Here is a 22,476-nt window from a genome sequence, read left to right on the forward strand (position 1 = left end):
AACACAAAATTGATATTCAAAGATTAATCTAGATTTCACGTTTCACTCTGAATAACATCAATATAAAATACAAATCTAAAAATATAAAAGGTGAAACATTATCCATTTATCCTATTTTATCTTTTCTGTAATGTGTTTATATATGCGTTTCACGGGAGTTTCTGGGTCTATATATTTTGTTTCCTGGCTTTTTCGGCTGTTGTTGTCTGGGGGTCATTTGATATTCAATTAGGATATTTCGTAAACAGCATTACCCATAAAAGAACAAGAATAAAAGAAATTGCTCTTACTTTTGATGACGGACCGACAGAATTCACTCCCAGATTTTTAGATTTACTTCAGGAACATCAGATAAAAGCGACTTTTTTCTGCATTGGAAAACAGATTGAAAAATACCCAGAAACCTTTCAAAGAATTATTGCTGAAGGCCATTGTATTGGAAATCACACCTACTCACATTCTAATTCAACGGGGTTTTTATCTACTGTAAAAATGATCGAAGAGATCAAAAAGTGTGATGAAGCAATTGCTTTGGCGGGAAATAGGATGACCTATTTATATAGGCCTCCATTTGGAGTTACCAACCCATCAATAGCAAAGGCTATCAAAAGAACTGGTAAAAAAAGTATTGGATGGAATATCCGCTCTTTAGATACGGTGATTGATGACAAAAAGAAGATCTACAAAAGAATTACTGGAAAAATAAAACCCGGTGGCATTATTCTTCTCCATGATACTTCTGAAAAGACTTATAACGTTTTGGTAGATTTATTGCTATTTTTGAAGGATAAAAAGTATTCAACTTTTACCATCGATTCAATTATAAAATCAAAGAAAAATGATTAAACATATTGCTTTCGGAGCATTTTTATTAGTTTCCAGTTTCTTTTTTGCACAAAATACGGCAATGACAGGATCTGAGGCAAAAGCATTTGTAACGAAAGTATCTTCAGAAACTCAGCAAATCAAAACATTGCAGAGTGATTTTACACAAACAAAAAAAATGGACTTTTTAGATAAAAACATTGTTACTTATGGTAAAATGTCTCTAAAATCTCCGAATATGCTTAGCTGGAAATATACAAAGCCTTATCAGTACAGTATTGTTTTTAAAGAAAATAAAATCTTTATCAATGATCAGGGAAAGAAATCCTCTGTTGATGCAAAAAGTAAAACTTTCGAAAAAATCAATAAATTAATTGTAGGCAGCTCTAACGGAAAAATGTTTACTGATCCTGAATTTACAGTAACTTACTTTAAAAGTACCAATTATAATATCGCGAAGTTTACTCCCAAATCTGCTCAGTTATTAAAATATATCAGACAGATCGAGCTGTATTTCCCTAAAAACGAATCTACTGTTGCACAGGTTAATATGTTGGAAGCATCTGGGGATACTACGAATATTGTTTTCAAAAACACGAAGATCAATGCGCCGATTTCTGCTTCAGAGTTTTCTCTATAGTATTCTTTTTTTATTGTTTATATCCTGTAAAACCTATCAGCTTACAGATGTAAAAACGATTCCTAATTCCGAGAAAGAAATTGAAAACTTATACTTTTCTTCTAAAGAAGATTACGTCTATAAATGTCAGATCGATATTTATAAGAACCATATCAGTGGAATTTTGATTGTTAAAAAAATAAGTAAAACAAAGCACCGTGTTGCATTAACTTCAGATTTTGGAAATAAACTTATCGATTTTGAAATCTCTGATCAGGATTTCAAGATTAATTATATCATTCCTGATTTAGATAAAAAAATCGTTAAAAATTTTTTACGAAATGATTTCCAGCAACTTTTGAAACAGAAATATCCTGTAAGTGAAAGTTTCGAAAATACCAATTCAAGGATTTATCTTTCTCAGACGGATGATAAAAAGTATTATCTGTTCTTTAATAAAGAAAATGGTTTACTCAGTCAGATCATGTTTACTAAGAATAATAAACCAAAAATCGATTTTAGTTTTGAGGCAAAAAAACATATATTCGCGGATAGTATAAATCTTCAACACAAAGATTTTAAGATCAATATAAAGCTATTTCAAATAACAGAAACCGAGTAAAAAATGCAGACCATTCTTACAGACTTTTACACCTTACAATCTTACGAGAAAGCTGAAAACGGAAGTTTCATTGCAAACATTACGTTAAACAAGGATCACGATATTTTCAAAGGCCATTTTCCAGGAAATCCGGTAACTCCCGGAGTATGTATGATGCAGATTGTAAAGGAACTTACTGAAGAGTTTACGGGTTTAAAATTATTTTTAAAAACGGCTTCCAATGTGAAGTTTATGGCGATCATTAATCCGTTTGAAACTCCAGATCTGATGGTACAATTGGACATCAATGAAACCGAAGACGAGGTTAAAGTAAAAAATACAACTTTATTTGGCGAGACAATTGCATTAAAAATGTCAGTTAATTATAAAAGACAAACTTTATGAAACTGATCTTATCATTGGTAACAGCTTTTCTTTTTTTCTTTCAATCTTCAGATTTAGAGGCCTTAAGAAATAGCTATGCGAAAGCAAATCAATCCAACGCCAATATACAGGCTTTCATCAGTGTGGCTGAAAAACAGTCTTCATCAGATCCTATCATTTCTGGTTATAAAGCAGCAGCACAAATCATGGCAGCTAAAGTAACCACGGAAAAAGGAAAGAGGAAATCATTTGTAAAAACAGGGGCAACAAGTCTTGAAAGTATTATAAAAAGTAATCCTAATAACATTGAATTAAGAGTGATCCGCTTAAGTGTTCAGGAAAACATTCCTAAAATCGTTGGATATCATTCCAGTTTAAAAGATGATAAAGCATTCATTTTGAGCAACTACAGCAAACAAAGTTCGGCTTTAAAAAGCTATGTTCAGAAATTTGCAGCACAGTCTAAAACTTTTACCTCTGCAGAAAAAGCTTCGCTAAAATAAAACAATGACCCTTCCTGAAGTACAAAATGCAATTTCCGAAAAGAAAATTTGTATTTTAATTCCCACATACAACAATGAAAAAACTCTAAACAGAGTTATTGATGGAGTATTGGGCTATACCCCTGATATTATTGTCGTTAACGACGGCTCTACCGACTCTACGACTCAAATATTAAACAGTTATCCCGAGATCACGATCATCTCATTACAAGAAAACAAAGGAAAAGGAAATGGTTTAAAAACAGGATTCAGAAAGGCAAAACAATTAGGCTATCGTTATGCTATAACCATAGATTCTGATGGGCAACATTACCCTGATGATATTCCGGTTTTTGTTGAAGCCCTAATGAATGAGAAGGAAGATGTTTTATTGATCGGTAATCGAAATATGTCTCAGAACGGTATTCCAAAGAAAAGCAGTTTTGGAAATCGTTTCTCTAATTTTTGGTTTTGGTTTGAAACAGGCATTAAATTAGAAGATACCCAATCTGGATATCGTTTGTATCCTTTGCTCAAAATTCCTAAAAAATATTTTACCCCAAAATTTGAATTTGAAATTGAGATCATAGTCAGATCAGCCTGGAGAAACATTCCCGTTAAAAACGTTCCCGTTAAGGTATTGTATGATCCAGCAGAAAGGGTTTCACATTTCAGACCCTTTAAGGATTTCACAAGAATAAGTATCTTAAACACTATTCTTGTCAGCATCACTTTAATATATATTATACCAAGAAACTTTATCAATAATTTCAGAAAGAAAAGTTTTAAAAGATTCATCAAAGAGGATGTTCTGGAGAGTGCGGGCACCAATCGTATTAAGGCATTTTCTGTTGCAATGGGTGTTTTTATAGGACTATCTCCTTTTTGGGGATTTCAGACCCTATTGGTTATTTCACTGTCTGTTCTTTTTAAATTGAACAAGGTATTAGCCTTCGTTGCATCTAATGTTAGTTTACCACCTTTTATTCCATTTATTATTGCAGCTTCATTATTTATAGGAGCCCCTTTTGTGCATGGAGACAGTAATATCCTAAATCAGGAATTAAATTTTGATTTAATAAAGAATAATCTGCTTCAATATGTGATCGGAAGTATCATTTTAGCGACAACAATGTCTGTGCTTTCAGGAGTAGCTGTTTTCCTTTTCTTGAATAAATTTGATCCGGAAAAAGACTAATTCTTTAATCAAAAAAAACTGCAAAGCCTTTCGACCTTGCAGTAAATAGTTATTATTAACTGATCATCTTCTATTTTTTCGTCACTTTCTGAGAATATGTTTTACCATTCTTATCAATTAAAACAAGTATGTAAACACCTGAAGTTAATTGTTTAATTGAAATTGAATTTCTTTCTACCTTTGTCTGTAAAGCAATTCTACCACTTAATTCGTACAATTTTGCCTCTACCGGGCTAAAATCATTTTTAGATTTAAAGTTGATCATATCTTCACTTGGATTTGGATAAACAGTAAATAAATCCTCTGTATTCTGAACTTCTTTTACACCCAGATGTGTTCCTTCAACAACATGCAATGTTGTATTGGGTGTCACATTATATAGGGTATCAACCAAACCTGAAGGCCATTTTATAACGACTTTCGTAATGGCACTTGCCTGACCAATTCCGAAATGGGTATTCAATGTATTCATATTCTGGAATCCTACACCACTTTGTACATCACGAATTTGTTTTCCCCAGGCACCATAGATCTCTACTCTTGTACCAATTCCATTTCTGTTACTCTGAGTTCCTTGTAATGTTACCTTTAGCCATTTATTGGTGTTTCCATCGTTCATCATAACCGTATTGCCATTTTGGATATCTAAAAAACCATCGTTATTAAGGTCTCCAATTGGTCTGTTATCATAATCTAAACTATAGGGAGTAAGATTGGGAGTAAATTTAAATCCTCCATCGCCAAACATAATTGTATTACCTGCCCCCAGAACGTCAAGAAATCCGTCATTATCAAAATCGTACGCAACGTATTCTCTGCTTAAGCTATTAACAACATCATATCCCGAACCTATAGAAACATCTGTAAAAGTTCCATTGCCATTATTTTTCATTACTTTACTGAGACCATTAGCAATTGAATTTATTCCTACGACAGCGTCCATCCAACCGTCATTATTAAAATCTCCCCAAGCTGAAGACCATGTCTGCGTCGGGTTGGCCATATTTGCAGCAACAGCAACATTCGTGAAAGTTCCATTACCATTATTCCTAAGCAATTCATCTATATTTCCACCAGGCCCAGAGCCCCCACCACTGCATTTTGCAATATACATATCCATATCTCCATCATTATCATAATCGATCCAGATAGAGCCGTAGTTTCCTCCTGAAGGAAAATCGCCTAATCCTCCCTGATTATGGTTCATATTCGTCCCATCATTTATATAAAATCTGTTTGGGGCATTGTCATCACATACAAAAGCATCTAGTTTGCCATCTTTATTAATATCTATAAAGTTTGTACGCTGTGTTAAAAATGACTGAGGTTTTCTATCAGAAGTATATCCTGTTCCATCAGCATTAGCTTTTACAAAAGCAATTCCACTCCCTGAACCATAGATCAGATCATTAAAACCATTATTATCATAATCTCCGGCAGCAATACTCCAGGTAGGTTGTACTACCGTATTGGGAATTGTATAAGTAACATTACTAAATCCACCTCCCGATTGTTGATAGGAGATCACCATTTGGGTATTATTTACAACAGATACAATATCATCCAAATAATCGCCATTCATATCAACTATACAGTGATTAAAGTTTCCCGCTACACTTACTGGTAGGGCTGTAAACGAAAGTCTATTGATCACAGGTGCTGTTTCAACTACTGTAAAATTAAAACCTGAGCTAGACCATCTGTTATCAAAGACAATATAATATGTAGTTCCTGCCAATGCTGTAAAAGAAACCTGTGACGAATTTCCTGAAAAATCATCATTCGCTGTTACACAGGTTAATGCTCCACAACTTCCTTTATATACCATCAGCCTCGTATCTGTATTTTGTCCTGCAATTACTGTAGAAACGGTAATGGTCTTATCTTGGACAGGGATATATTTGTACCATAATCCTGCAGTTCCAGGGCTTCCTAAAGAGCATGCTGTGGTAGGAGCCGTCCCAGTAATACTCGGTGCAGTATGTGTTCCAAGGGTAAGGTTCACTGCAGAAGCACACGTTAATTGTGCTATTCCCCATGTTATATTGAATAATAAAACAAAAAAGGATAAATTTTTTCTCATATTTTCTTCATTTTAGTTGTTATTAATTTTACGGACAGTTTTGATTCAGGGAATTAATCCACTGATTTAGGAGTGCCACTCCCTCATCATGTACTATAGTTCTTCCTAATAAGGGCATTCTGTTGCTTTCATTTACAGAATTGAGTCTAAAACTCATAACCGATTTATTGTGGTTTCCGGGAGTTATAATTTTTTGTAGTGACGCATCGATAGGTTCATCAGCCAATACACAAACACCCATATTTGTTAAGTTTGTTGTTTTACTAAAGCTTAATCTGATAGCACGATAATCACAACGTGCATTCTGCTGATGACAGTGCGCACAATTGGCATCTAAATAGGACCGTAATCGGATGTCTATAGGCTTGCTCGTATCTTTATAATTAACGGTGGAAACAATATTAGAGGGATAGCTAACCAAATAACCTTCATCCACTAATTTTTGCAGTTGATTTTTAACTCCGCCGGAGTAGCTATAGGCTGTATTAAGATTTTGCGGCTTCACACCAATAGGAATTGGTTTATTATCTAATTTATGGCAAGCATAACATTCTGACTCAGATGGTATTCTGTAATCAATTGTCATGACGTCATTATTTTCTTTTTTGAAGGTTAAATTTTTAGAGCTACCACTTGTAAAATCAGTTCCCGTAACTAAATTAGCTTCAGTCTGGTCATCATTCCACAAGTATTCCGCAAACACCCAGCCACTTGATTTTCTAATCATTAGTCGAGTTTCAAGTATCTTCGTTGTATTGTTGGGCTGTACTGTATTATAATAAAAACTTTTTATTAAAACAGTTCCCACAGGAAAGTTCAGTGTCTTATCGTCCGCATCGAAAGTAGCTTTTACTCCATCGGGCATCCAGATAAATCTCTTTTTTAAAGCGTAATCCGTGAAAAGTGAGCTCGCAGGTTCATAAGGTATTACCTTATTAGATGGGGTTAAATTTTTTAAGTCTCCGGTGAAGAAAGAATAGGTAGATAATTTAGCATAAGGAACTGCATTAATATCAAAATTAACAAAAGAACTTTCGCCCGGTACTCCTTCTATTCTATCATCATTTTTACAAGAAAATAGTACAATTAAACATAAGAGAGATAAAAAGTAGATTTTTTTCATTCATTCAATAATTTTAGATAACGAATATAAATAATAAAGCGATATATCGCCAAATATTTTGCATCTAAAAAAGCAAATCAATTAAAATAAAACAACAAAACCTACCAAATAAGATGAATTTACCAACAAAACATACACGAAGATCTAAAAAAAGCAATTATAAAAAAATGTTAAAAAATAAATAAATATTAAAAAAGCATATTAAAAGTAGATTATAATATTTAACCTTTTCAGTTTATTTTTAACATAAATTAGAATTATTTTGTAAATTAGTAACAGACTAGAGAAATAAGTTCTTTGTAGTATAAATATCGTTTCCAGTAAGGCGTACAATGAATTTAGTTGGCTTCATTTTTGCAATTTTATGATAAAAAATATTAAAATTATGGCATGTGTCTATTGTTAAAGGTAAAATATAAGGGATTATTTCAGTGGCTTTTAATAATTTCAGTTTTAGTTTTTCTGAACGGTTGTAATAAAAAGAATAATATTACTTACATAAACCTTGCTTTAAACAAAAGTGACAGACTTAGATTAGAGGGAAAAAAGGAAGAGGTCATATCTGTGAATAATGAAATAATCAAAGTTTCAAAAGAAGAAAATTATAAAAAAGGAGAAGCTTTAGCATATATAAATCTTTCAAATATTTTTGGAACCATTGGAAATTATAAATTAAGCCAACATTATTTAAAATTAGCTGAAAAAATAGCTTTCAGAATCAACGATGACTTTGTCTATACCAGATTATACCATGAATATGGGCAAATGAATTATGTCATAGGATTGATATCAACCGCTTTAAAGTACAATTCTAAAGCGATCTATTATGGTAACAAATTAGATGAAAAAGGATGGCTGTTAGGGAATATATATGACCAGAGAGCTGATTTTCTGCTTGATAAAAATAAAGATTCTGCCTTCATCTACTATCATAAAGGATTTGATGTAGATCCTTCTGCTCTTAATAGTGCGTTAATAGGTAATTATCATCTACGACAGACCAATAATCTGGATTCCGCTTCATTTTATATTAATAATGCACTCATACTATTAAAAAAGAAAGATAATTTAACAACCCGACCTGGTATTATTTACTTTTATTATGCTGAATTGTGTTTTAAACAAAAAGATTATACAAAGGCTTTAGAGTTTTATGAGAAATCTCTTGTAATCTTAAAGAAGACAAGAAGAATTAATAAACTGCCTGAAGTCTATCAAAAAGTTGCATTAACGTATAAAAAACTTAATCAATTTGAAAAAGAGAATGAGTATTTAACAAAATATAATCAACTGAATGACAGCTTAAATAAATCCGGAAATGAAGCAATAGACATTTCAACGAGCGAAGCAATAGAAAATAATAACTCTTCGATTACTAAACACTCTACACTCTATCTTATCATATTTCTTTCTATTCTGGGAGTAATTATTATCTTATTTTTCAAATACCCTAAAAAACAAAAAAATAAAGATTCTTCTGTTCCTATATCGGAAGAAAAAACCTCAGAAATAAGGAGCACCATACCTGATGAATATTTTACTGAGTTGCTTAGTCTGGCAAAAAATAATGATATTAAGTTTCTCAATAGATTTGAGGAGACCCATCCTACATTCTTTCAAAACCTTTTCAAACATAATTCTCAACTGACAAGATCAGAATTATCATTATGTGGAATGATCCTACTGGGTCTTTCTTCAAAAGATATTGCTGATTTTTCATTTATGCAACATCGGTCAGTACAGATTAAAAAAGGAAGATTAAGGAAAAAACTCAATATTTCTTCTGATGTTAATTTATATAATTTCTTTAAAACTTTAACCTAGTTTATCAGCTACTTAATTATTACATAGAAACTGAAGTAAAATTTACAAGCTATTAATTAGTTAATAGTTGAAAAGCTCTAGCTGGAAAGTATAATAGCTTTTTTAAGTTATCTACTTCATGCAAAGAATTAATTTGAGATAAATAGACCTAAAATTTGTCAAAGACACTTGAAGTTGGACTTAAGATCATTTTTATAACACTTTTTTCATCATTGATGTATTTACGTTGTATCTCTGTTGTACACTTTTTTTTGCAGTATTTATCCATGTAAATACATTTGCATATATAACAATACCCCAAAAACTTTAATGTCCAAAAATTAAAACTATTTGGATATCAACCCATAATAAAATGGATATAATGAACTGTCGGAGATTTTAATGTGAAGATAAAGTCATAAAATATAAAATCTTTCTTTTCATTTAATCTATTAAGTAATAGGAAAATATAAATACAAGCGGGAAAATACAAACAATAATGATAATATTTAACAGTACTTTATTTTGAAAAAATACTAGCATTAAAATAAAAGCGTATGCACAATTTTAAAAATATTCATATCGGAAAAACAGTTGAAACAAAGGTTATAGAAAGAAACATAGAGATATCTCGCCTTTGTAATTATTTTAAATGCAAAGAAAACGAAATCCATGTAATGTTTAGTTCAAAAAGCCTGGACGCAGAAGTCCTTTTAAAATGGAGTAAGCTTTTAGACTATGATTTTTTCAGATTTTACAGCCAACATCTGATATTGTACGCACCACAGGAAAATGCAAGTTATAACAACCAGATAAATAAAAAATCTTCTCTTCCAGAGTTTCGCAAAAACATCTATACAAAGGAAATTATAGACTCCATATTAGAAATGATAAAAAAAGGAAAGAAAAGTAAAGCTCAAGTGATAGAACAGTATAGAATACCGAAAACTACCCTATATAAATGGATTGAAAAATATACTAACGAACAACCTAATGAACTTATAATTAAAAATAAACTCAAATAATGGATCTACTTGTAGAAGGATGCAAATTCTTTAGTTAAGATTCACGACCTATATCAAATGGTTTACCACAGGTAAATTTTACGTATTGTATTCGGTAGTAACAAGATGTTCGAATTATTAATAAAAAAACAGATGAAATCAAAATCAGTAAACTATAAAAAAATATATGAAGATATTCTTAATGAGAAGTTTCCTGACAAAATATTGGATTGCATGAGTATTTTAAATAAAAAAAAATTAACTGTTCTGGACGTAATAGAACTCAACAAAAAAATTTTCGGAAAAGAAAACCTGGTATCTGAATCACAGAATAAAAGGTTTCGTTCCTACAATAAATCCGATATTCTTATGATCCTTGACTATCAGAAAAAGCACAACCTGAATAACACCCAGATGGCAATACAATTCGGGTTAAGCCGTACCACTATAGCCTATTGGAAAAAACTGTTTTTATGAAAAAAACGAAACATTAAATCAAAAAATACCTTCAACCATAGATTAATAAATAATTGAACAATTATAATAAGTATCAAACTAAGTTTGATACTTATTTTTTCTCTAAAAAAACAAAAATTGAATCAAAAACAACATAATATTTATTCAAATAAAAAGTCTGATGAAGGAACAATATGAATGAAAATAAATTTAAAAAATGAATTAATGTTCCCTTCTTTTTATTTATTAGAATGATAAACAAGATACAAAATACTTAATAAAGAGAAAATTACCATCTAAAAACGGTAGGCTAAAGACGTGATTGCTCAATGAAATCAAATTAGAAAAACAAGGCCTACACAGTGCTGAACAAGGGTCGATGTACTTGTGTTGTACCTATGTTGTATATATTTTTTTTGCAAAACTTATAAATGGAAATATTTTTGCACCACTAAAAACACAGGTTAATTACAATAATGATCAATTACAAATAATTAAAAAAATTAGGCCAAAAACACATTGCTTTTATGATAAAATGGATTTTTTGACAACACAAATTCCTTTAAAAACACAAATTCAATCATAATAAGATGTTACAACATACAAATTCATTAAACATAATAAATTGTTTTTGGCTCTTTTTTTAATCCTTCATTGATCATTCTTAAAGAAATTTCTAAGGTCTAAATATGACAGTAACTCCTTTTGAGTTGCTGGAAATAAATTACAATTAGAAAATTTTACAATATCAATAATTTATAAATTCACACGTATGAAAAAACAAATTTTAGTAATGACAATATTACTTGCTTCTTTTAGTTATGCCCAAGAAGTTGGTCCAAAAGCACTAGGTTCAGATAGAGATAAGCATGGCTGCATAGGCTCAGCAGGTTATACATACTCACAAATCAAAAAAGATTGTATCAGACTTTTTGAACAAAAGGTACTGTTAAAAGAAGCTAATCCTAAAGGAAGTTATACATCAAATGCAGCTGTAGTTTTCAGTGAAGACCATAAAAAAGCCGAAATCTTTCTCCCTACATCTAAAGGAAGTGTCATACTTTCCAGAACAACATCATATAAAAACACAACCGTTTATAAAAAAGGAGGACTCACACTTATTAAAGATAAAGACAATTATACTCTAACGAGATCTAAAAAAATAATATATAGTCTATAGAAGTAATAATAAGCACCTTCATAATAGATTTTTTTAAGAGAGATTATAACATTATTCTGTTATAATCTCTTTTGCATAATACAGATAGTTTTCTGAATATCATATAAAAATTAAAATACTATTGTAATGATCTTACTTAAATACAACACCTGAAAATAGCAAAACACTAAGTATAACCGTAATAAATATTGCAATAATGACCAATACCATTTGCGTTATAGCATAAGTTTTAGCCTTATCTTCTTCTTTAATTTCAAATGAATAATTGATCTTATCCGGTCTTTTAAGAATCCACCAAATAAATAATAAAAGTATTAAATTGAGTAAAATCGGAAAAAAAAGAAACATTTTATTCCCAAATCCATCTGTATTTTTTCCATACCCATGAATTGGAATAACCTCAGGAATTGAACCATATTTACTCAACAAATAACAGATGTAGCAAAATATAATGATGAACGGGATACTGAACAATATTTTAATTTTCTTTGAAATCATTTTATCTTTTTAAGTGTCTTTTTAAGATATTTCTGAACATTCTCTTTATCAGGAACAGTGGTAATCTCTTTCGTCAGAGCTTTCTCAAATTCTATTTTTGCTTTCGTATATTCTTTTTCCTTAAAATAATATTTTCCGGATTGATAATAAACCAACCAAAAATTAGGATTTAAGGATTGGTAATAAGAAAGAAAATCTTCTGTTAAAACCATTTTTTTACTGTTCAAAGCATCACTAATTTCCGAATTCATCATTTTGTACGTTTCATAATTTTCAAACTCTTCTGAATCCACAAAAGGATCTTTTGCAATATTAAATTGAGAAGCAGCTAGTTCTCCAGAAACCAATCGATCTTTAGAAAAGATCTTATTTAAATCATAGCATACAAACTCTCCTAATTGATATGGATTTGAGGAAACCCATACCAGCTTCTTTTGTGGCGAAAATATAACTGCGTGATGAGCTAACAGCTGATTAATTGCCTTTTCATTTCCATAACCAATTTTCTCACCTTTCAGACCTGACCTATCTCTCAGAATAGAAGCCATTTTTTCGGGATTTAATTTCTTATTCCCCTGAAAGAGCTCCTGAAGTTTTTCATAACGGTATTCGGAGTGACTTTCAACGATATGTTTCTGATTTTTCCTATCATTTTTATACGCTTCTGACTGAAAATGGTTTGTGCAAAAAATGCTGCTTGAATTCTGAACTTTAAAGACTCCAAAATTAGTAGGTGAAACTTCTATAATAACCGCTTTTTTATCATTTGCACTTCCCACAAGTATCGATTCGGATACAAATACTTTTCTTTTTTTTGCAATAGTAATTGCCTCATCAATATTTTTAGCGTATTGCAAAATCTCCCTCGTAACGAGAGAAATCGGGGTTTTGGCAGTTAATGGAATTTTGGATTTTCCTGCATTAATTGTTACAGTAATACCTTCTTTATTCATTCCGGAGACTACCCCTATCATTCCCGGCCAACTTACAGACATATAAGGAATACCTTCTTCAGGCTCTACAAATTCTATAAGTTTATTTTTAGCAAAATCGTCCCCAACGTAAAAATCAAAATTTCTACCAATTAACAAATCTCCATCTTCTGTATTTTCATTCCAAACCGCTAATGAGCTGCATCCTACCATAGCCAGATCCTGCATTGCATGACCAATGTCGTGTGCCCCATGTAAATATAAACTGCGCAAATACCGTGGTGCAATAAAATTATATTGATCAGAGGAATACCTTGATAAGCCATATAACTCAGCCTGGTAATCTTCTCTTACATTTAAGTACATTTTCCTGTTGTACCATTTCAGAAAACCGCGTAATAATTTTTGTTTGAACTTCGACGGAACAAAACCTTCCACTTTAGAAAAGAAAATAGCTTCCTGTTTTTGCATTAAATCCTGGGTAAGCGCTCCATTATTATAACCCAGTTGAAGCGCGTTTCCTTTGATATATAATTCCCAAAGCTGTTGTTTGTTTTTGGTTAAATAATTTTGATTATACCTAAAAGTCGAATCGTTGATTTTATTAACAATTGGGATTTCTAAAGGGTATTGTTTTATTTCCGGAAGATGATGAATTGATTTTCTTATGCCACAAGAAATAAGGTTAAGAATGAAGAAAAGATAGATCAACACCCTTTGAGTCATCTCATTTCTAAGAAAAGAAAAATCTACTCTCGTGGGTTTATATTCCTCACTCCATTTGATCCCCATCAGAATGATAGATCTGATACTATTTTTCTTCATTACTATTCTTAATCATTTGCGTTAAACGCTCGTTAATAACGTCTTTTCCCAAGATCTCAGCACAGGTGCTGAATGCACCGATCGTACATCCAAGAATGCCATGCATATTCACCGACTGTCCGGTTAAAAATAGATTATCAACCTTGGTTCGTGGTGAAACCATTGTTTTTAAGGGGTTATCAGAACTTTTTGCATACCCATACATATTCCCATCAAAGCTTCCGATATAATCACGATATGAAAGTGGTGAGGAAGTATGAATATTCGTAATGAATTTTCTCAGATCAGGAATTTTCTTTTCTAAGGCATCAATCATTTTATGAGCTCTTTCTAATTTAAACTCATCATAGTCTTTTCCTCGTTCATGCTCATCTACTACAGTATTTACCGTTTTCTGCCAGGTTTTCACCTCATCGAAATCCATATAGGAAATAATTGTTAAGCTTTCTGCAAATTCAGCAGCATGCTTTGAGGGCGTTGATGTAAGCATATATACTTCCGGCCAGCTTTCTTTTTCGTAGCGATAAGCTTTCCACACATGGTCTTCAGAAGAATAATGGTAAATATTATGATTGAAATAAGGAATACTATTGGGTTTTAAAACCAAATATACACTAAAACATGATGAAACCGGCTCCCAACTCAAAACCCTGTTCAGAAAGGATTTTCTCAATCTTTTCTCAGTTATTAGTTTAAGCGTCGAACGAATTTCTATATTGGAAATAAATTTTTTAGCGGCATACTCTTTTCCTGACTTAGTTTTTACTGCTATAAGAGCATTTTTATCGTTAAAAACCATTTCAGATACATCTGCATGTTTATGAACTTCTGCACCATATTCCCGGAGTTTTCGGATAAGTAATTTAGAAATCTGGCTTCCACCTCTTACACATTTATAAGCACTTTGAATACACGAATTAACAGTAAGTGCGTGAACATAAAAAGGGGTGTGTTCGGAATCCCCACCATATAGAAAATTAGATCCCAATAAAACAGACTGCAGTTTTTTATCCGAAGTAATGGATTCTATAAATCTCCTGGTATTAAGGTGAAGAATCTCCTCGTTGTAATTATCTTCTCCTGTTACATTATATCTTGGAAAATGGTTGCATACATACTGAACTCCTTCACAATATCTCTCCAGATTTTCTTTTTCGTTTGGAAAAAATTGAGATAATTGCAATACAAAATTATCATATCCTTGGGCATGGGGATATTCCTGTTCATCACCATTAAAAGTAATTTTATCAAATCCATCCCGTTCCATCTGATGGATTTCCAGATCATCCATTATCTCCAGATATGAAAAGTATTGATGTAAATTCTGCCCCTTTGAAAGGCCTCCCAGATAATGAACTCCTGTATCAAAAATCAGTTTATCACGTGAAAAGGTTTGTAAATTGCCTCCGTATTGATTGTTTTTTTCCAATACACATACTCTCAAGCCTTCTTTCGCTAAAATCAGTGCCGAAACAAGCCCCCCTAATCCGCTACCGATTACAAGTATGTCGTATTCTTTTTTCAAAGGAAATTGTGTTATTAGATCATTTTAAAATTAGGCTCGATCAGATATTATCATCTTTGAAGATTAGAAACCTTATTTTTAAAATTGACATTGATAAGTTGAGTTTATTGTTAGTTTTTATGCCTTAAAAGTATAGAAAATTAATTAATATCATCCCAGAAATCGAAATAATTAAACCATTGAAGAGGATATTTCGCCAGCATAGATTCCAGATTCTGTACATATGAGTTCAACAATCCCTGGGCATCTCGTTTTTTTACCTGTGCTACTCGTGCATAAAGGTGATAATGTAGATTTTTTTCTTTCATTACATAAACGTACACAACAGGAACGCCCAGCCTGGAAGCTATAAGAAATGGACCAGCAGGAAATTTTGCGCTTTTTCCTAATAATTTTGTCTCGAGAAACTTTGAACCTTCGAAATAACGATCTCCCGTAAAGCAAATCAACTCGTTATTGGACAAAGCCGTATTGATATCAAAAATATGGGACATATCGTCTTTAACATAGATAAACTTGATATTACTCTTTTTAACAGCAACGCTATCCATATATTCTTTGATCACTGTAACTTCCTGATCTGTTGTCACTAAATTGATCTGACAATCAAAATCTATATCTGCAAAAAAATGTTCTGCAATTTCAAAGTTTCCGATATGAGCACTGATTAGAACACCTCCTTTTTTCTCGTTAAGAAGATCTTTAAGATTTTGAATTCCATCAAATTCATAGGTAAACCGTTCTCTCAATCCTACTGAGATCGCGGTCTTATCAATTAAAACCTTTCCGAAAATAAAATAACTTTTAAATATAGAAATCTTAGATTTCCAGAAGCTGTAATTTAATCTTTTGTTGAAATAATAATAGATGTATCGATTACTCTTTTTTAGAAACAGAAAGTAATAGGTGGCTACAAAATAAAGCACAAAATACGAACTTCTAATGCCGATATTTCTAATACAGTAGACGAATATTTTATATCCTAATATTGTCCCTTTAGACTTACCTTTCCATTTGTTCATCCTTTATCCGTAAAGTTTATCGTGGAATTTTATAATAAAAAATAAAGTTCAGTCAAATAATTATGCGTTTTTATTAGTGATTTTATCTTCAATAGTCGTATAAAAATCATCAAATGTGATCATCTTTTTAAAGTCGGCCTCACCTAGTTTCACTCCGAAATTGGCTTCAATAATGACCACCATGTCAATATAATCCAGACTGTCTAAACCTAAAGTTGTTTTAAGGTTAGCGTCATTTTGTATGTCGTCGCTATCAACCTCAAATTCATTCACTAAAAAATCATTAACGATAGCAACAATTTTTTCTCTTTCCATGTTTTTAATCAAATTTTTTAACAATTAATGCGGAATTGGTTCCCCCAAATCCGAAAGAATTTGACAAAAATACGTCAATTTTTTGATTTTTTGTTTTGGATACTAAATTTATCCTTCTTGCTTCTTCATCAGGATTCTCCAGATTGATATTTGGTGCCACGAAATCATTCTGCATCATCAATACCGAATAGACCACCTCACTGGCTCCTGCCATCCAGCATTCATGCCCAGTCATCGACTTTGTAGAACTTACAGGAACATTTTCTCCAAAAATTTCATAAATCGCTCTCGCTTCGTTGGCATCCCCTATTGGAGTGGAAGTTGCATGAGCATTAATATAATCTATATCATTTGCATTTAATCCGGATTGTTTTAATGCTCTGCTCATTGCTAAAGCCGGGCCATCCACATTGGGAGTAGAAATATGCCCACCGTTTGAAGAAAATCCATATCCTATAATTTCGCCCAAAATAGGAACTCCCCTTCTCTGCGCGGATTCTAAACTTTCCACAATTAAAGTGGCAGCTCCTCCGCTTGGTATTAATCCATCTCTTGCTGAATCAAATGGCCTTGATGCTTTTTCAGGTTCATCTTCCCTTGCTGAAAAGACGCCCAATCCATCAAAACTTGCCATTGAATACTTATTGGTTTCCTGTGCTCCACCACATACGATCATATCCTGCAAACCACCTTTAATCATCAAATAAGCCAATCCTAAAGAATGTGATCCACTTGCACAGGCTGCACTAATGGTAAGATTGATCCCTTTCAGTTTAAAAATAGTAGAAAGATTCATTGTTACTGTAGAGTTCATAGATTTGAAAATCGCACCCGAACCCATTAATGTGGTATCTTTTTTTTCTCTTGCAATATCAATAGCTTCAACGACTGCCTGAGAAACACTATCATTGCCATATAAGATCCCAACTTCATTATGATCAAGAAAATCTTCATCTACCAGAGCCTGTTTTAATGCATCAACTGTAGCCAGGTAAGCATATTCGCTTTCTTCTCCCATGCTTACACGCTGTCTCCTATTGAGAAGACCCTTCAATTCAGGCTTTGGCACACGCCCTGTTAATCCAGACCTGTATCCAAAATCTTTTCTTTCCTGCTCAAGGACAATACCGGATTTTCCTTGATATAGGGATTCCTTCACCTCTTCCAAAGAAGTTCCGATGCAAGAATAAATTCCCATTCCGGTAATCACAACCCTATTTTCCATCTTACTTATAATATTGATTATGAGTAAATACCTCCATTAATATTAATCACTTCTCCTGTAATGTAGGAGGATTTTCTAGAAGCTAAAAATGCAACCAGATCAGCAACCTCTTCTGCTTCTCCAAATCTGTTGGCAGGAATCATTGCTTTCAATTCATCTTCATTAAAATCCTGTGTCATATCTGTTCTGATAAATCCAGGGGCAACCGCGTTTACTGTGATATTTCTTTTAGCCACTTCTTGCGCAAGTGCTTTCGTAGCTCCTACCAAGGCTCCTTTTGCTGCAGAATAATTGGTTTGTCCCGCTGTTCCTTTAACTCCGGAAACGGAAACCATATTAATAATTCTGCCATATTTATTACGCAACAATTTTTGAATAAAAAAATTCGTCACGTTGAAAAAGCCATTTAAACTTGTATTGATCACACTATTCCAATCTTCATGTTTCATCCACATAAATAAACCATCTCTTGTAATACCAGCGTTATTTACAATAACCTCAACCAACGCGTCAACATTATTTTCCTGCCACTCTCCTAACACTTTAAGGGTTTCTTCTGCATTCCCAACATCAAACTTAAGTATTTCTCCTGTAGCACCAAGCTCTTCAACTTTAGCCAGTGTTTCTTTGGCTGCCACTTCATTTGAAGTGTAGTTGATCAGTATATGATAGTTTTTTTCTTCAGCCAGTTTTATACAAATAGCTCTTCCAATACCTCTTGAGCCACCTGTTACAATTGCACATTTCATGTGTTTAGTTTTTAATATTTCCCCCTTAGTAATAGACAATTTATTATAGCCGATGGTTACATTGTCTTTAAATATTTTCTTACTTCCTCAAGATAAGGATACATTACCATATCATCCGAGAAAGCTGGTATAATTTTTCTTATATCATCATACAAGTTCTTTGTAGCAGATGAAACCTTATCCTGAAAACCTAAATATTCAATAGCCTGAACGATGGTAATCGCTTCTATGCTCAATACTTCAAAAGCATTTTCAATCACTTTCCTGCAAACAACAGCCGCATTGGTTCCCATACTTACAATATCCTGATTATCATTATTATTAGGGATACTGTGAACATACATAGAGTTGGACAACATCTGGCTTTCAGCGGTAGTTGAAGTTGCCGTAAACTGCACTCCCTGCATTCCAAAATTAAATCCTAATTTACCCAAATTTACAAAAGGAGGTAAAATTTCATTGATCTTTGAATTCAAAAGATAATTCAATTGTCTTTCTGCAAGCATCGTTAATTTTGTAACCACCAATTTCAGCTTATCCATCTCCAAAGAGATATAGTCTCCATGAAAGTTTCCACCATGATAAACATGTTTGTCTTCAACATTGATGATCGGGTTATCATTAGCCGAATTGATCTCATTTTCAAGAACCTTTTCTGTATACTCTAAAGTATCCAATACTGGACCTAGGATCTGAGGAACACATCTTAATGAATAATATTCCTGAACTTTTTCTTTAAATACCTTCTCCTGTTCTTCAAAGTGAGTATATAAATGATCTTCTCTTTTTCTGATCAACTTGCTGTCAGATAAATGAGCACGCATTTTTTCGGCAATCTTCTGCTGACCATAATGCCTTTTTGTCCCATTTAATACTTCTGAGAAATGATCATCATAAGCCTGAACAATTTCATTAATAGCACAGGAAAGTTTTATAGATATGTCTGTAAGCTGATTCGCTTTATATGCATTAACAGTTCCGATACCGGACATTACTGAAGTTCCATTCATCAAGGCAAGGCCTTCACGAATTTCAACTTTTATCGGTTCTAGTCCTTCAGTTTCAAAAACTGTTTTAGTTAATTTTCTTTCTCCTTTATAAAACACCTCACCCTCACCAATTAGCACTAATGCCAAATGAGCCAATTGAACTAAATCCCCACTTGCTCCTACTCCTCCATGCTCAAAGATCAACGGTGTAATATCTCTGTTTATTAACTCTTTAAGTAAATAAATTACAGAACTATGAACACCAGAATTTCCTAAAGACAAAGTATTAAGTCTTGCTAACATGCAAGCTTTAACTTCCTGCTCAGGCAACGGATTTCCTATTCCTGAAGAGTGACTTCTTATTAAATTATATTGAAGTTGGTGGGTGTCTTCATCACTGATTTTAAATTGAGCCATTGGCCCAAAACCAGTATTTACACCATATATTACCTTATTTTTTGAAAATTCTTTTAAAAACTGAAAGCTTTCTTCCACTCTTGTTAAAAGTGAATCATCCAGTTCTATTTTTTCATTTTCAATAATAATTTTTTGAAAATCCCTCAGTTCTAAAAAGTTGTCTATTTTCATTAATCAGAAGTAATAGTAGATAATTTTATAAAATATTAATTAATTGTCACTAATTTTGCGGCAAAGATAGAAGTTATTATTAAAATAAAAAATCAAAGATGGGTAAAGAATTTGTTGACGTTCTTGTAATCGGCGCCGGACCTTCCGGATGCGTATCTTCCTCATACTTAAAGAAGAACGGTATCAACGTAAAAGTTGTTGAAAAAACAAAATTCCCAAGATTAGTTGTAGGTGAAAGCCTAATTCCCAGGGTAATGGATCATTTTGAAGAAGCCGGGCTTTTTCCTGCTTTGGATAAAATGGGTTTTGAAAAAAAACTGGGAGCCCGTTTCTTAAGAGGTGATGAAGTCTGCCTATTTGATTTCAGTGATAAATTCGGTGAAGGATGGGACTGGACCTGGCAGGTACCAAGAGCTGATTTTGACAATACTTTAGCTAATGAAGTCATTAACAAAGGAATTGATCTTGAATTCGAAACAGAAGTAATTAACATCAAATTTGAGGGAACAGATTCTATCACTACCGTAAAAAACAAGAATGGAGAAACGAAAGAAATCCATGCAAAGTTTGTTATTGACTCCAGTGGATACGGTAGAGTTTTACCTCGCTTATTAGATCTTGAGAAACCTTCAAAACTATCTCCCCATTCTGCTATTTTCTCTCATGTCATAGATACAAACAGGGAGGAAGGTACAGAAGGTACGTTGATTTCTTTCGACATTATTGAAACTGAAGTATGGCTATGGGTAATTCCCTTTTCAAATGGAAATACAAGTGTTGGAATTGTAGGTCCTACAGATTATATTGAGAAACTAGCAGAGAGCGGAGATACAACAGAAGCTCTAAGAAAGGCAATTTCCTTATCCGACTATTACGTAAAACGTTTTGGAAATGTGGACTTTATATTTGAACCTAAAAAACTAGTTGATTATTCATGTTCTGTTAAAAAACTATATGGCGATGGATTTGCACTCACCGGAAATGCTTCCGAATTCTTAGATCCTGTTTTTTCTTCAGGAATGGCCTTTGCTACAGAATCGGGAATGCTGGCTGCAAAATTGGCCATCAGACAGTTAAATGGTGATACTATAGACTGGCAAAAAGAATACTCGGATTATATATTATATGGAGTAGACGTTTTCACAACTTATGTAAAGGAATGGTATACCGGAAACCTTCAGGAATTATTCTTCCACAGACCGGAAAACGAAGATGTAAAAAGAAAGATATGTGCGGTTCTTGCAGGTTATGTCTGGAATAAAGACAATCCTTTTGTAAAAAAACATGATACTGTCATAAAAAATCTCGCTAATCTTATTAAAACAGAGAAACAACAATAAAAAAAGCGGTCTGAAATTCAGACCGCTTTTTTTATTTTATAACTTTTTTTATTTCTTTTCCTATCACTTTTCCAGTAGCTTCATATGCCCCGGCAATTCTTCCATACTCCATTACAAAAGCTTTATTTTGTGGTTTCCCTAGAACTTTATCACCTTTCAGCTCCATTACAATTTTTGAAGGATTATCTGTTTCTACAAATTTCATATCAGAAGATAATTTTGCTTCCTGTCCAATTATTCCACCATGCCATCCTGCATAAATCCACTTAGCATCAATAATCAAAGTATATTTTGCCTTAACATCATTTTTAAAAGTAACTTTCTTTGATTTACCATTTATTCCTTTAAAAAAATACTGTATGTACTCTGATGATTTATATTTCTCCCATTCTTCATTCCATTTCTGCCAATCCTGCTCTGTCTTTTTAGCCAGCACCTCTTTTTTTCTTCTCTCAAGATATTGAGCTTCAGTAAAATTTTCTACCTGATAAAGAGCGTTATCAAATTTCAATTCTACATTAACTTCTGTTTGATCTTTTAAAAAATCAAAATTTCCAGAAACAATTTTTAACTCTTGAGAAAAAGCTGTCGTAAAAATTGCTACAAATAGCACTACTAATAATTTCTTCATAGTTTACATTTATTTTCTTAAATAATTTCGCAAATATATGCAAAAAGAAAGACCAGCTGCATGGGCCAGTCTTATTTCT

22 protein-coding genes are annotated in these 22,476 nt (G+C 32.5%); 11 read left to right on the forward strand and 11 right to left on the reverse strand.

Annotation, left to right across the window (positions count from 1 at the left end):
- Nucleotides 1-90: 90 nt before the first annotated feature.
- From NG806_RS14080 to NG806_RS14105, 6 genes are read left to right on the forward strand one after another with little or no spacing between them, the layout of a single operon-like run.
- Nucleotides 91-846 (forward strand): polysaccharide deacetylase family protein, encoded by a 756-nt coding sequence (locus NG806_RS14080; protein ID WP_261510188.1) that lies wholly within the window; start codon nt 91-93, stop codon nt 844-846.
- Entirely contained in the window at nt 839-1,465 is a 627-nt protein-coding gene (locus NG806_RS14085) for a LolA family protein (RefSeq protein ID WP_261510189.1), read from the forward strand. Before NG806_RS14080 ends, NG806_RS14085 begins: the two co-directional genes overlap by 8 nt.
- The gene (locus NG806_RS14090) at nt 1,431-2,066 is read left to right on the forward strand and encodes a hypothetical protein (protein ID WP_261510190.1); all 636 of its coding nucleotides are present in this window, start codon (nt 1,431-1,433) and stop codon (nt 2,064-2,066) included. Before NG806_RS14085 ends, NG806_RS14090 begins: the two co-directional genes overlap by 35 nt.
- A gap of 3 nt (nt 2,067-2,069) precedes the next feature.
- A complete protein-coding gene (locus tag NG806_RS14095; RefSeq protein ID WP_261510191.1) occupies nt 2,070-2,450 on the forward strand; it encodes a 3-hydroxyacyl-ACP dehydratase in 381 nt (126 codons plus the stop codon).
- Complete coding sequence (locus tag NG806_RS14100; RefSeq protein ID WP_261510192.1) at nt 2,447-2,932, forward strand: hypothetical protein; 486 nt, start codon at nt 2,447-2,449, stop codon at nt 2,930-2,932. The genes NG806_RS14095 and NG806_RS14100 overlap by 4 nt, the downstream gene beginning before the upstream one ends.
- A 4-nt stretch (nt 2,933-2,936) precedes the next feature.
- Nucleotides 2,937-4,109 (forward strand): DUF2062 domain-containing protein, encoded by a 1,173-nt coding sequence (locus NG806_RS14105; RefSeq protein WP_261510193.1) that lies wholly within the window; start codon nt 2,937-2,939, stop codon nt 4,107-4,109.
- Nucleotides 4,110-4,179: 70 nt separating this feature from the next.
- Here NG806_RS14105 and NG806_RS14110 read toward each other — a convergent pair whose 3' ends face one another.
- Both NG806_RS14110 and NG806_RS14115 read right to left on the reverse strand, forming a co-directional pair.
- Nucleotides 4,180-6,192, reverse strand: coding sequence for a CRTAC1 family protein (locus NG806_RS14110; protein ID WP_261510194.1), 2,013 nt, complete (start codon nt 6,190-6,192; stop codon nt 4,180-4,182).
- Between the two features lie 28 nt (nt 6,193-6,220).
- Entirely contained in the window at nt 6,221-7,315 is a 1,095-nt protein-coding gene (locus tag NG806_RS14115) for a hypothetical protein (RefSeq protein WP_261510195.1), read from the reverse strand.
- Between the two features lie 390 nt (nt 7,316-7,705).
- On the opposite strand from NG806_RS14115, the gene NG806_RS14120 reads away from it, so the two are divergent.
- The 4 genes from NG806_RS14120 to NG806_RS14135 all read left to right on the forward strand — a co-directional run bounded on the left by NG806_RS14120 (nt 7,706) and on the right by NG806_RS14135 (nt 11,758).
- Complete coding sequence (locus NG806_RS14120) at nt 7,706-9,139, forward strand: LuxR C-terminal-related transcriptional regulator (RefSeq protein ID WP_261510196.1); 1,434 nt, start codon at nt 7,706-7,708, stop codon at nt 9,137-9,139.
- Nucleotides 9,140-9,675: 536 nt separating this feature from the next.
- Nucleotides 9,676-10,143 (forward strand): transposase, encoded by a 468-nt coding sequence (locus NG806_RS14125; RefSeq protein WP_261510197.1) that lies wholly within the window; start codon nt 9,676-9,678, stop codon nt 10,141-10,143.
- Between the two features lie 132 nt (nt 10,144-10,275).
- Nucleotides 10,276-10,599, forward strand: coding sequence for a helix-turn-helix domain-containing protein (locus tag NG806_RS14130; protein ID WP_261510198.1), 324 nt, complete (start codon nt 10,276-10,278; stop codon nt 10,597-10,599).
- Nucleotides 10,600-11,350: 751 nt separating this feature from the next.
- Nucleotides 11,351-11,758: a hypothetical protein gene (locus NG806_RS14135; RefSeq protein WP_261510199.1), complete on the forward strand. Its 408-nt coding sequence runs from the start codon at nt 11,351-11,353 to the stop codon at nt 11,756-11,758.
- Between the two features lie 132 nt (nt 11,759-11,890).
- On the opposite strand, the gene NG806_RS14140 is transcribed toward NG806_RS14135, so the two are convergent.
- From NG806_RS14140 to NG806_RS14175, 8 genes are all read right to left on the reverse strand, one after another.
- The gene (locus NG806_RS14140; RefSeq protein ID WP_261510200.1) at nt 11,891-12,256 is read right to left on the reverse strand and encodes a hypothetical protein; all 366 of its coding nucleotides are present in this window, start codon (nt 12,254-12,256) and stop codon (nt 11,891-11,893) included.
- On the reverse strand, nt 12,253-13,914 hold the full coding sequence (locus tag NG806_RS14145; protein ID WP_261513106.1) for a C45 family autoproteolytic acyltransferase/hydolase: 1,662 nt from the start codon (nt 13,912-13,914) through the stop codon (nt 12,253-12,255). The genes NG806_RS14140 and NG806_RS14145 overlap by 4 nt, the downstream gene beginning before the upstream one ends.
- 85 nt (nt 13,915-13,999) lie before the next feature.
- Nucleotides 14,000-15,538, reverse strand: a complete 1,539-nt coding sequence (locus NG806_RS14150) for a phytoene desaturase family protein (RefSeq protein WP_261510201.1) — start codon at nt 15,536-15,538, stop codon at nt 14,000-14,002.
- 140 nt (nt 15,539-15,678) lie between these two features.
- Complete coding sequence (locus tag NG806_RS14155) at nt 15,679-16,560, reverse strand: LpxL/LpxP family acyltransferase (protein ID WP_261510202.1); 882 nt, start codon at nt 16,558-16,560, stop codon at nt 15,679-15,681.
- A 60-nt stretch (nt 16,561-16,620) separates the two neighbouring features.
- Entirely contained in the window at nt 16,621-16,875 is a 255-nt protein-coding gene (locus NG806_RS14160; RefSeq protein ID WP_261510203.1) for an acyl carrier protein, read from the reverse strand.
- Nucleotides 16,876-16,879: 4 nt separating this feature from the next.
- A complete protein-coding gene (locus NG806_RS14165; RefSeq protein ID WP_261510204.1) occupies nt 16,880-18,100 on the reverse strand; it encodes a beta-ketoacyl-[acyl-carrier-protein] synthase family protein in 1,221 nt (406 codons plus the stop codon).
- 17 nt (nt 18,101-18,117) lie between these two features.
- Nucleotides 18,118-18,849, reverse strand: coding sequence for a 3-oxoacyl-ACP reductase FabG (gene fabG / locus NG806_RS14170; RefSeq protein ID WP_261510205.1), 732 nt, complete (start codon nt 18,847-18,849; stop codon nt 18,118-18,120).
- 56 nt (nt 18,850-18,905) lie between these two features.
- Entirely contained in the window at nt 18,906-20,426 is a 1,521-nt protein-coding gene (locus NG806_RS14175) for an HAL/PAL/TAL family ammonia-lyase (RefSeq protein ID WP_261510206.1), read from the reverse strand.
- A gap of 98 nt (nt 20,427-20,524) precedes the next feature.
- Here NG806_RS14175 and NG806_RS14180 point away from each other — a divergent pair, with 98 nt between their 5' ends.
- Nucleotides 20,525-21,766, forward strand: a complete 1,242-nt coding sequence (locus NG806_RS14180; protein WP_261510207.1) for an NAD(P)/FAD-dependent oxidoreductase — start codon at nt 20,525-20,527, stop codon at nt 21,764-21,766.
- A 31-nt stretch (nt 21,767-21,797) separates the two neighbouring features.
- On the opposite strand, the gene NG806_RS14185 is transcribed toward NG806_RS14180, so the two are convergent.
- Nucleotides 21,798-22,397: a hypothetical protein gene (locus tag NG806_RS14185; RefSeq protein WP_261510208.1), complete on the reverse strand. Its 600-nt coding sequence runs from the start codon at nt 22,395-22,397 to the stop codon at nt 21,798-21,800.
- Between the last annotated feature and the right edge of the window lie 79 nt (nt 22,398-22,476).

Source organism: Chryseobacterium paludis, assembly GCF_025403485.1.
In the GTDB taxonomy this organism is placed as follows: Bacteria; Bacteroidota; Bacteroidia; order Flavobacteriales; family Weeksellaceae; genus Chryseobacterium; species Chryseobacterium paludis.

Excerpts from the sequence above, each read along its gene's own strand:
- NG806_RS14165 (WP_261510204.1), bottom strand. The coding sequence starts at position 18,100 with ATGGAAAATAGGGTTGTGATTACCGGAATGGGAATTTATTCTTGCATC.
- NG806_RS14180 (WP_261510207.1), top strand. The coding sequence starts at position 20,525 with ATGGGTAAAGAATTTGTTGACGTTCTTGTAATCGGCGCCGGACCTTCC.
- NG806_RS14125 (WP_261510197.1), top strand. The coding sequence starts at position 9,676 with ATGCACAATTTTAAAAATATTCATATCGGAAAAACAGTTGAAACAAAG.
- NG806_RS14130 (WP_261510198.1), top strand. The coding sequence starts at position 10,276 with ATGAAATCAAAATCAGTAAACTATAAAAAAATATATGAAGATATTCTT.
- NG806_RS14085 (WP_261510189.1), top strand. The coding sequence starts at position 839 with ATGATTAAACATATTGCTTTCGGAGCATTTTTATTAGTTTCCAGTTTC.
- NG806_RS14160 (WP_261510203.1), bottom strand. The coding sequence starts at position 16,875 with ATGGAAAGAGAAAAAATTGTTGCTATCGTTAATGATTTTTTAGTGAAT.
- NG806_RS14105 (WP_261510193.1), top strand. The coding sequence starts at position 2,937 with ATGACCCTTCCTGAAGTACAAAATGCAATTTCCGAAAAGAAAATTTGT.
- NG806_RS14145 (WP_261513106.1), bottom strand. The coding sequence starts at position 13,914 with ATGACTCAAAGGGTGTTGATCTATCTTTTCTTCATTCTTAACCTTATT.
- NG806_RS14115 (WP_261510195.1), bottom strand. The coding sequence starts at position 7,315 with ATGAAAAAAATCTACTTTTTATCTCTCTTATGTTTAATTGTACTATTT.
- NG806_RS14110 (WP_261510194.1), bottom strand. The coding sequence starts at position 6,192 with ATGAGAAAAAATTTATCCTTTTTTGTTTTATTATTCAATATAACATGG.
- NG806_RS14090 (WP_261510190.1), top strand. The coding sequence starts at position 1,431 with ATGCGCCGATTTCTGCTTCAGAGTTTTCTCTATAGTATTCTTTTTTTA.
- NG806_RS14140 (WP_261510200.1), bottom strand. The coding sequence starts at position 12,256 with ATGATTTCAAAGAAAATTAAAATATTGTTCAGTATCCCGTTCATCATT.
- NG806_RS14095 (WP_261510191.1), top strand. The coding sequence starts at position 2,070 with ATGCAGACCATTCTTACAGACTTTTACACCTTACAATCTTACGAGAAA.
- NG806_RS14175 (WP_261510206.1), bottom strand. The coding sequence starts at position 20,426 with ATGAAAATAGACAACTTTTTAGAACTGAGGGATTTTCAAAAAATTATT.
- NG806_RS14135 (WP_261510199.1), top strand. The coding sequence starts at position 11,351 with ATGAAAAAACAAATTTTAGTAATGACAATATTACTTGCTTCTTTTAGT.
- NG806_RS14120 (WP_261510196.1), top strand. The coding sequence starts at position 7,706 with ATGTGTCTATTGTTAAAGGTAAAATATAAGGGATTATTTCAGTGGCTT.
- fabG (WP_261510205.1), bottom strand. The coding sequence starts at position 18,849 with ATGAAATGTGCAATTGTAACAGGTGGCTCAAGAGGTATTGGAAGAGCT.
- NG806_RS14155 (WP_261510202.1), bottom strand. The coding sequence starts at position 16,560 with ATGAACAAATGGAAAGGTAAGTCTAAAGGGACAATATTAGGATATAAA.
- NG806_RS14100 (WP_261510192.1), top strand. The coding sequence starts at position 2,447 with ATGAAACTGATCTTATCATTGGTAACAGCTTTTCTTTTTTTCTTTCAA.
- NG806_RS14185 (WP_261510208.1), bottom strand. The coding sequence starts at position 22,397 with ATGAAGAAATTATTAGTAGTGCTATTTGTAGCAATTTTTACGACAGCT.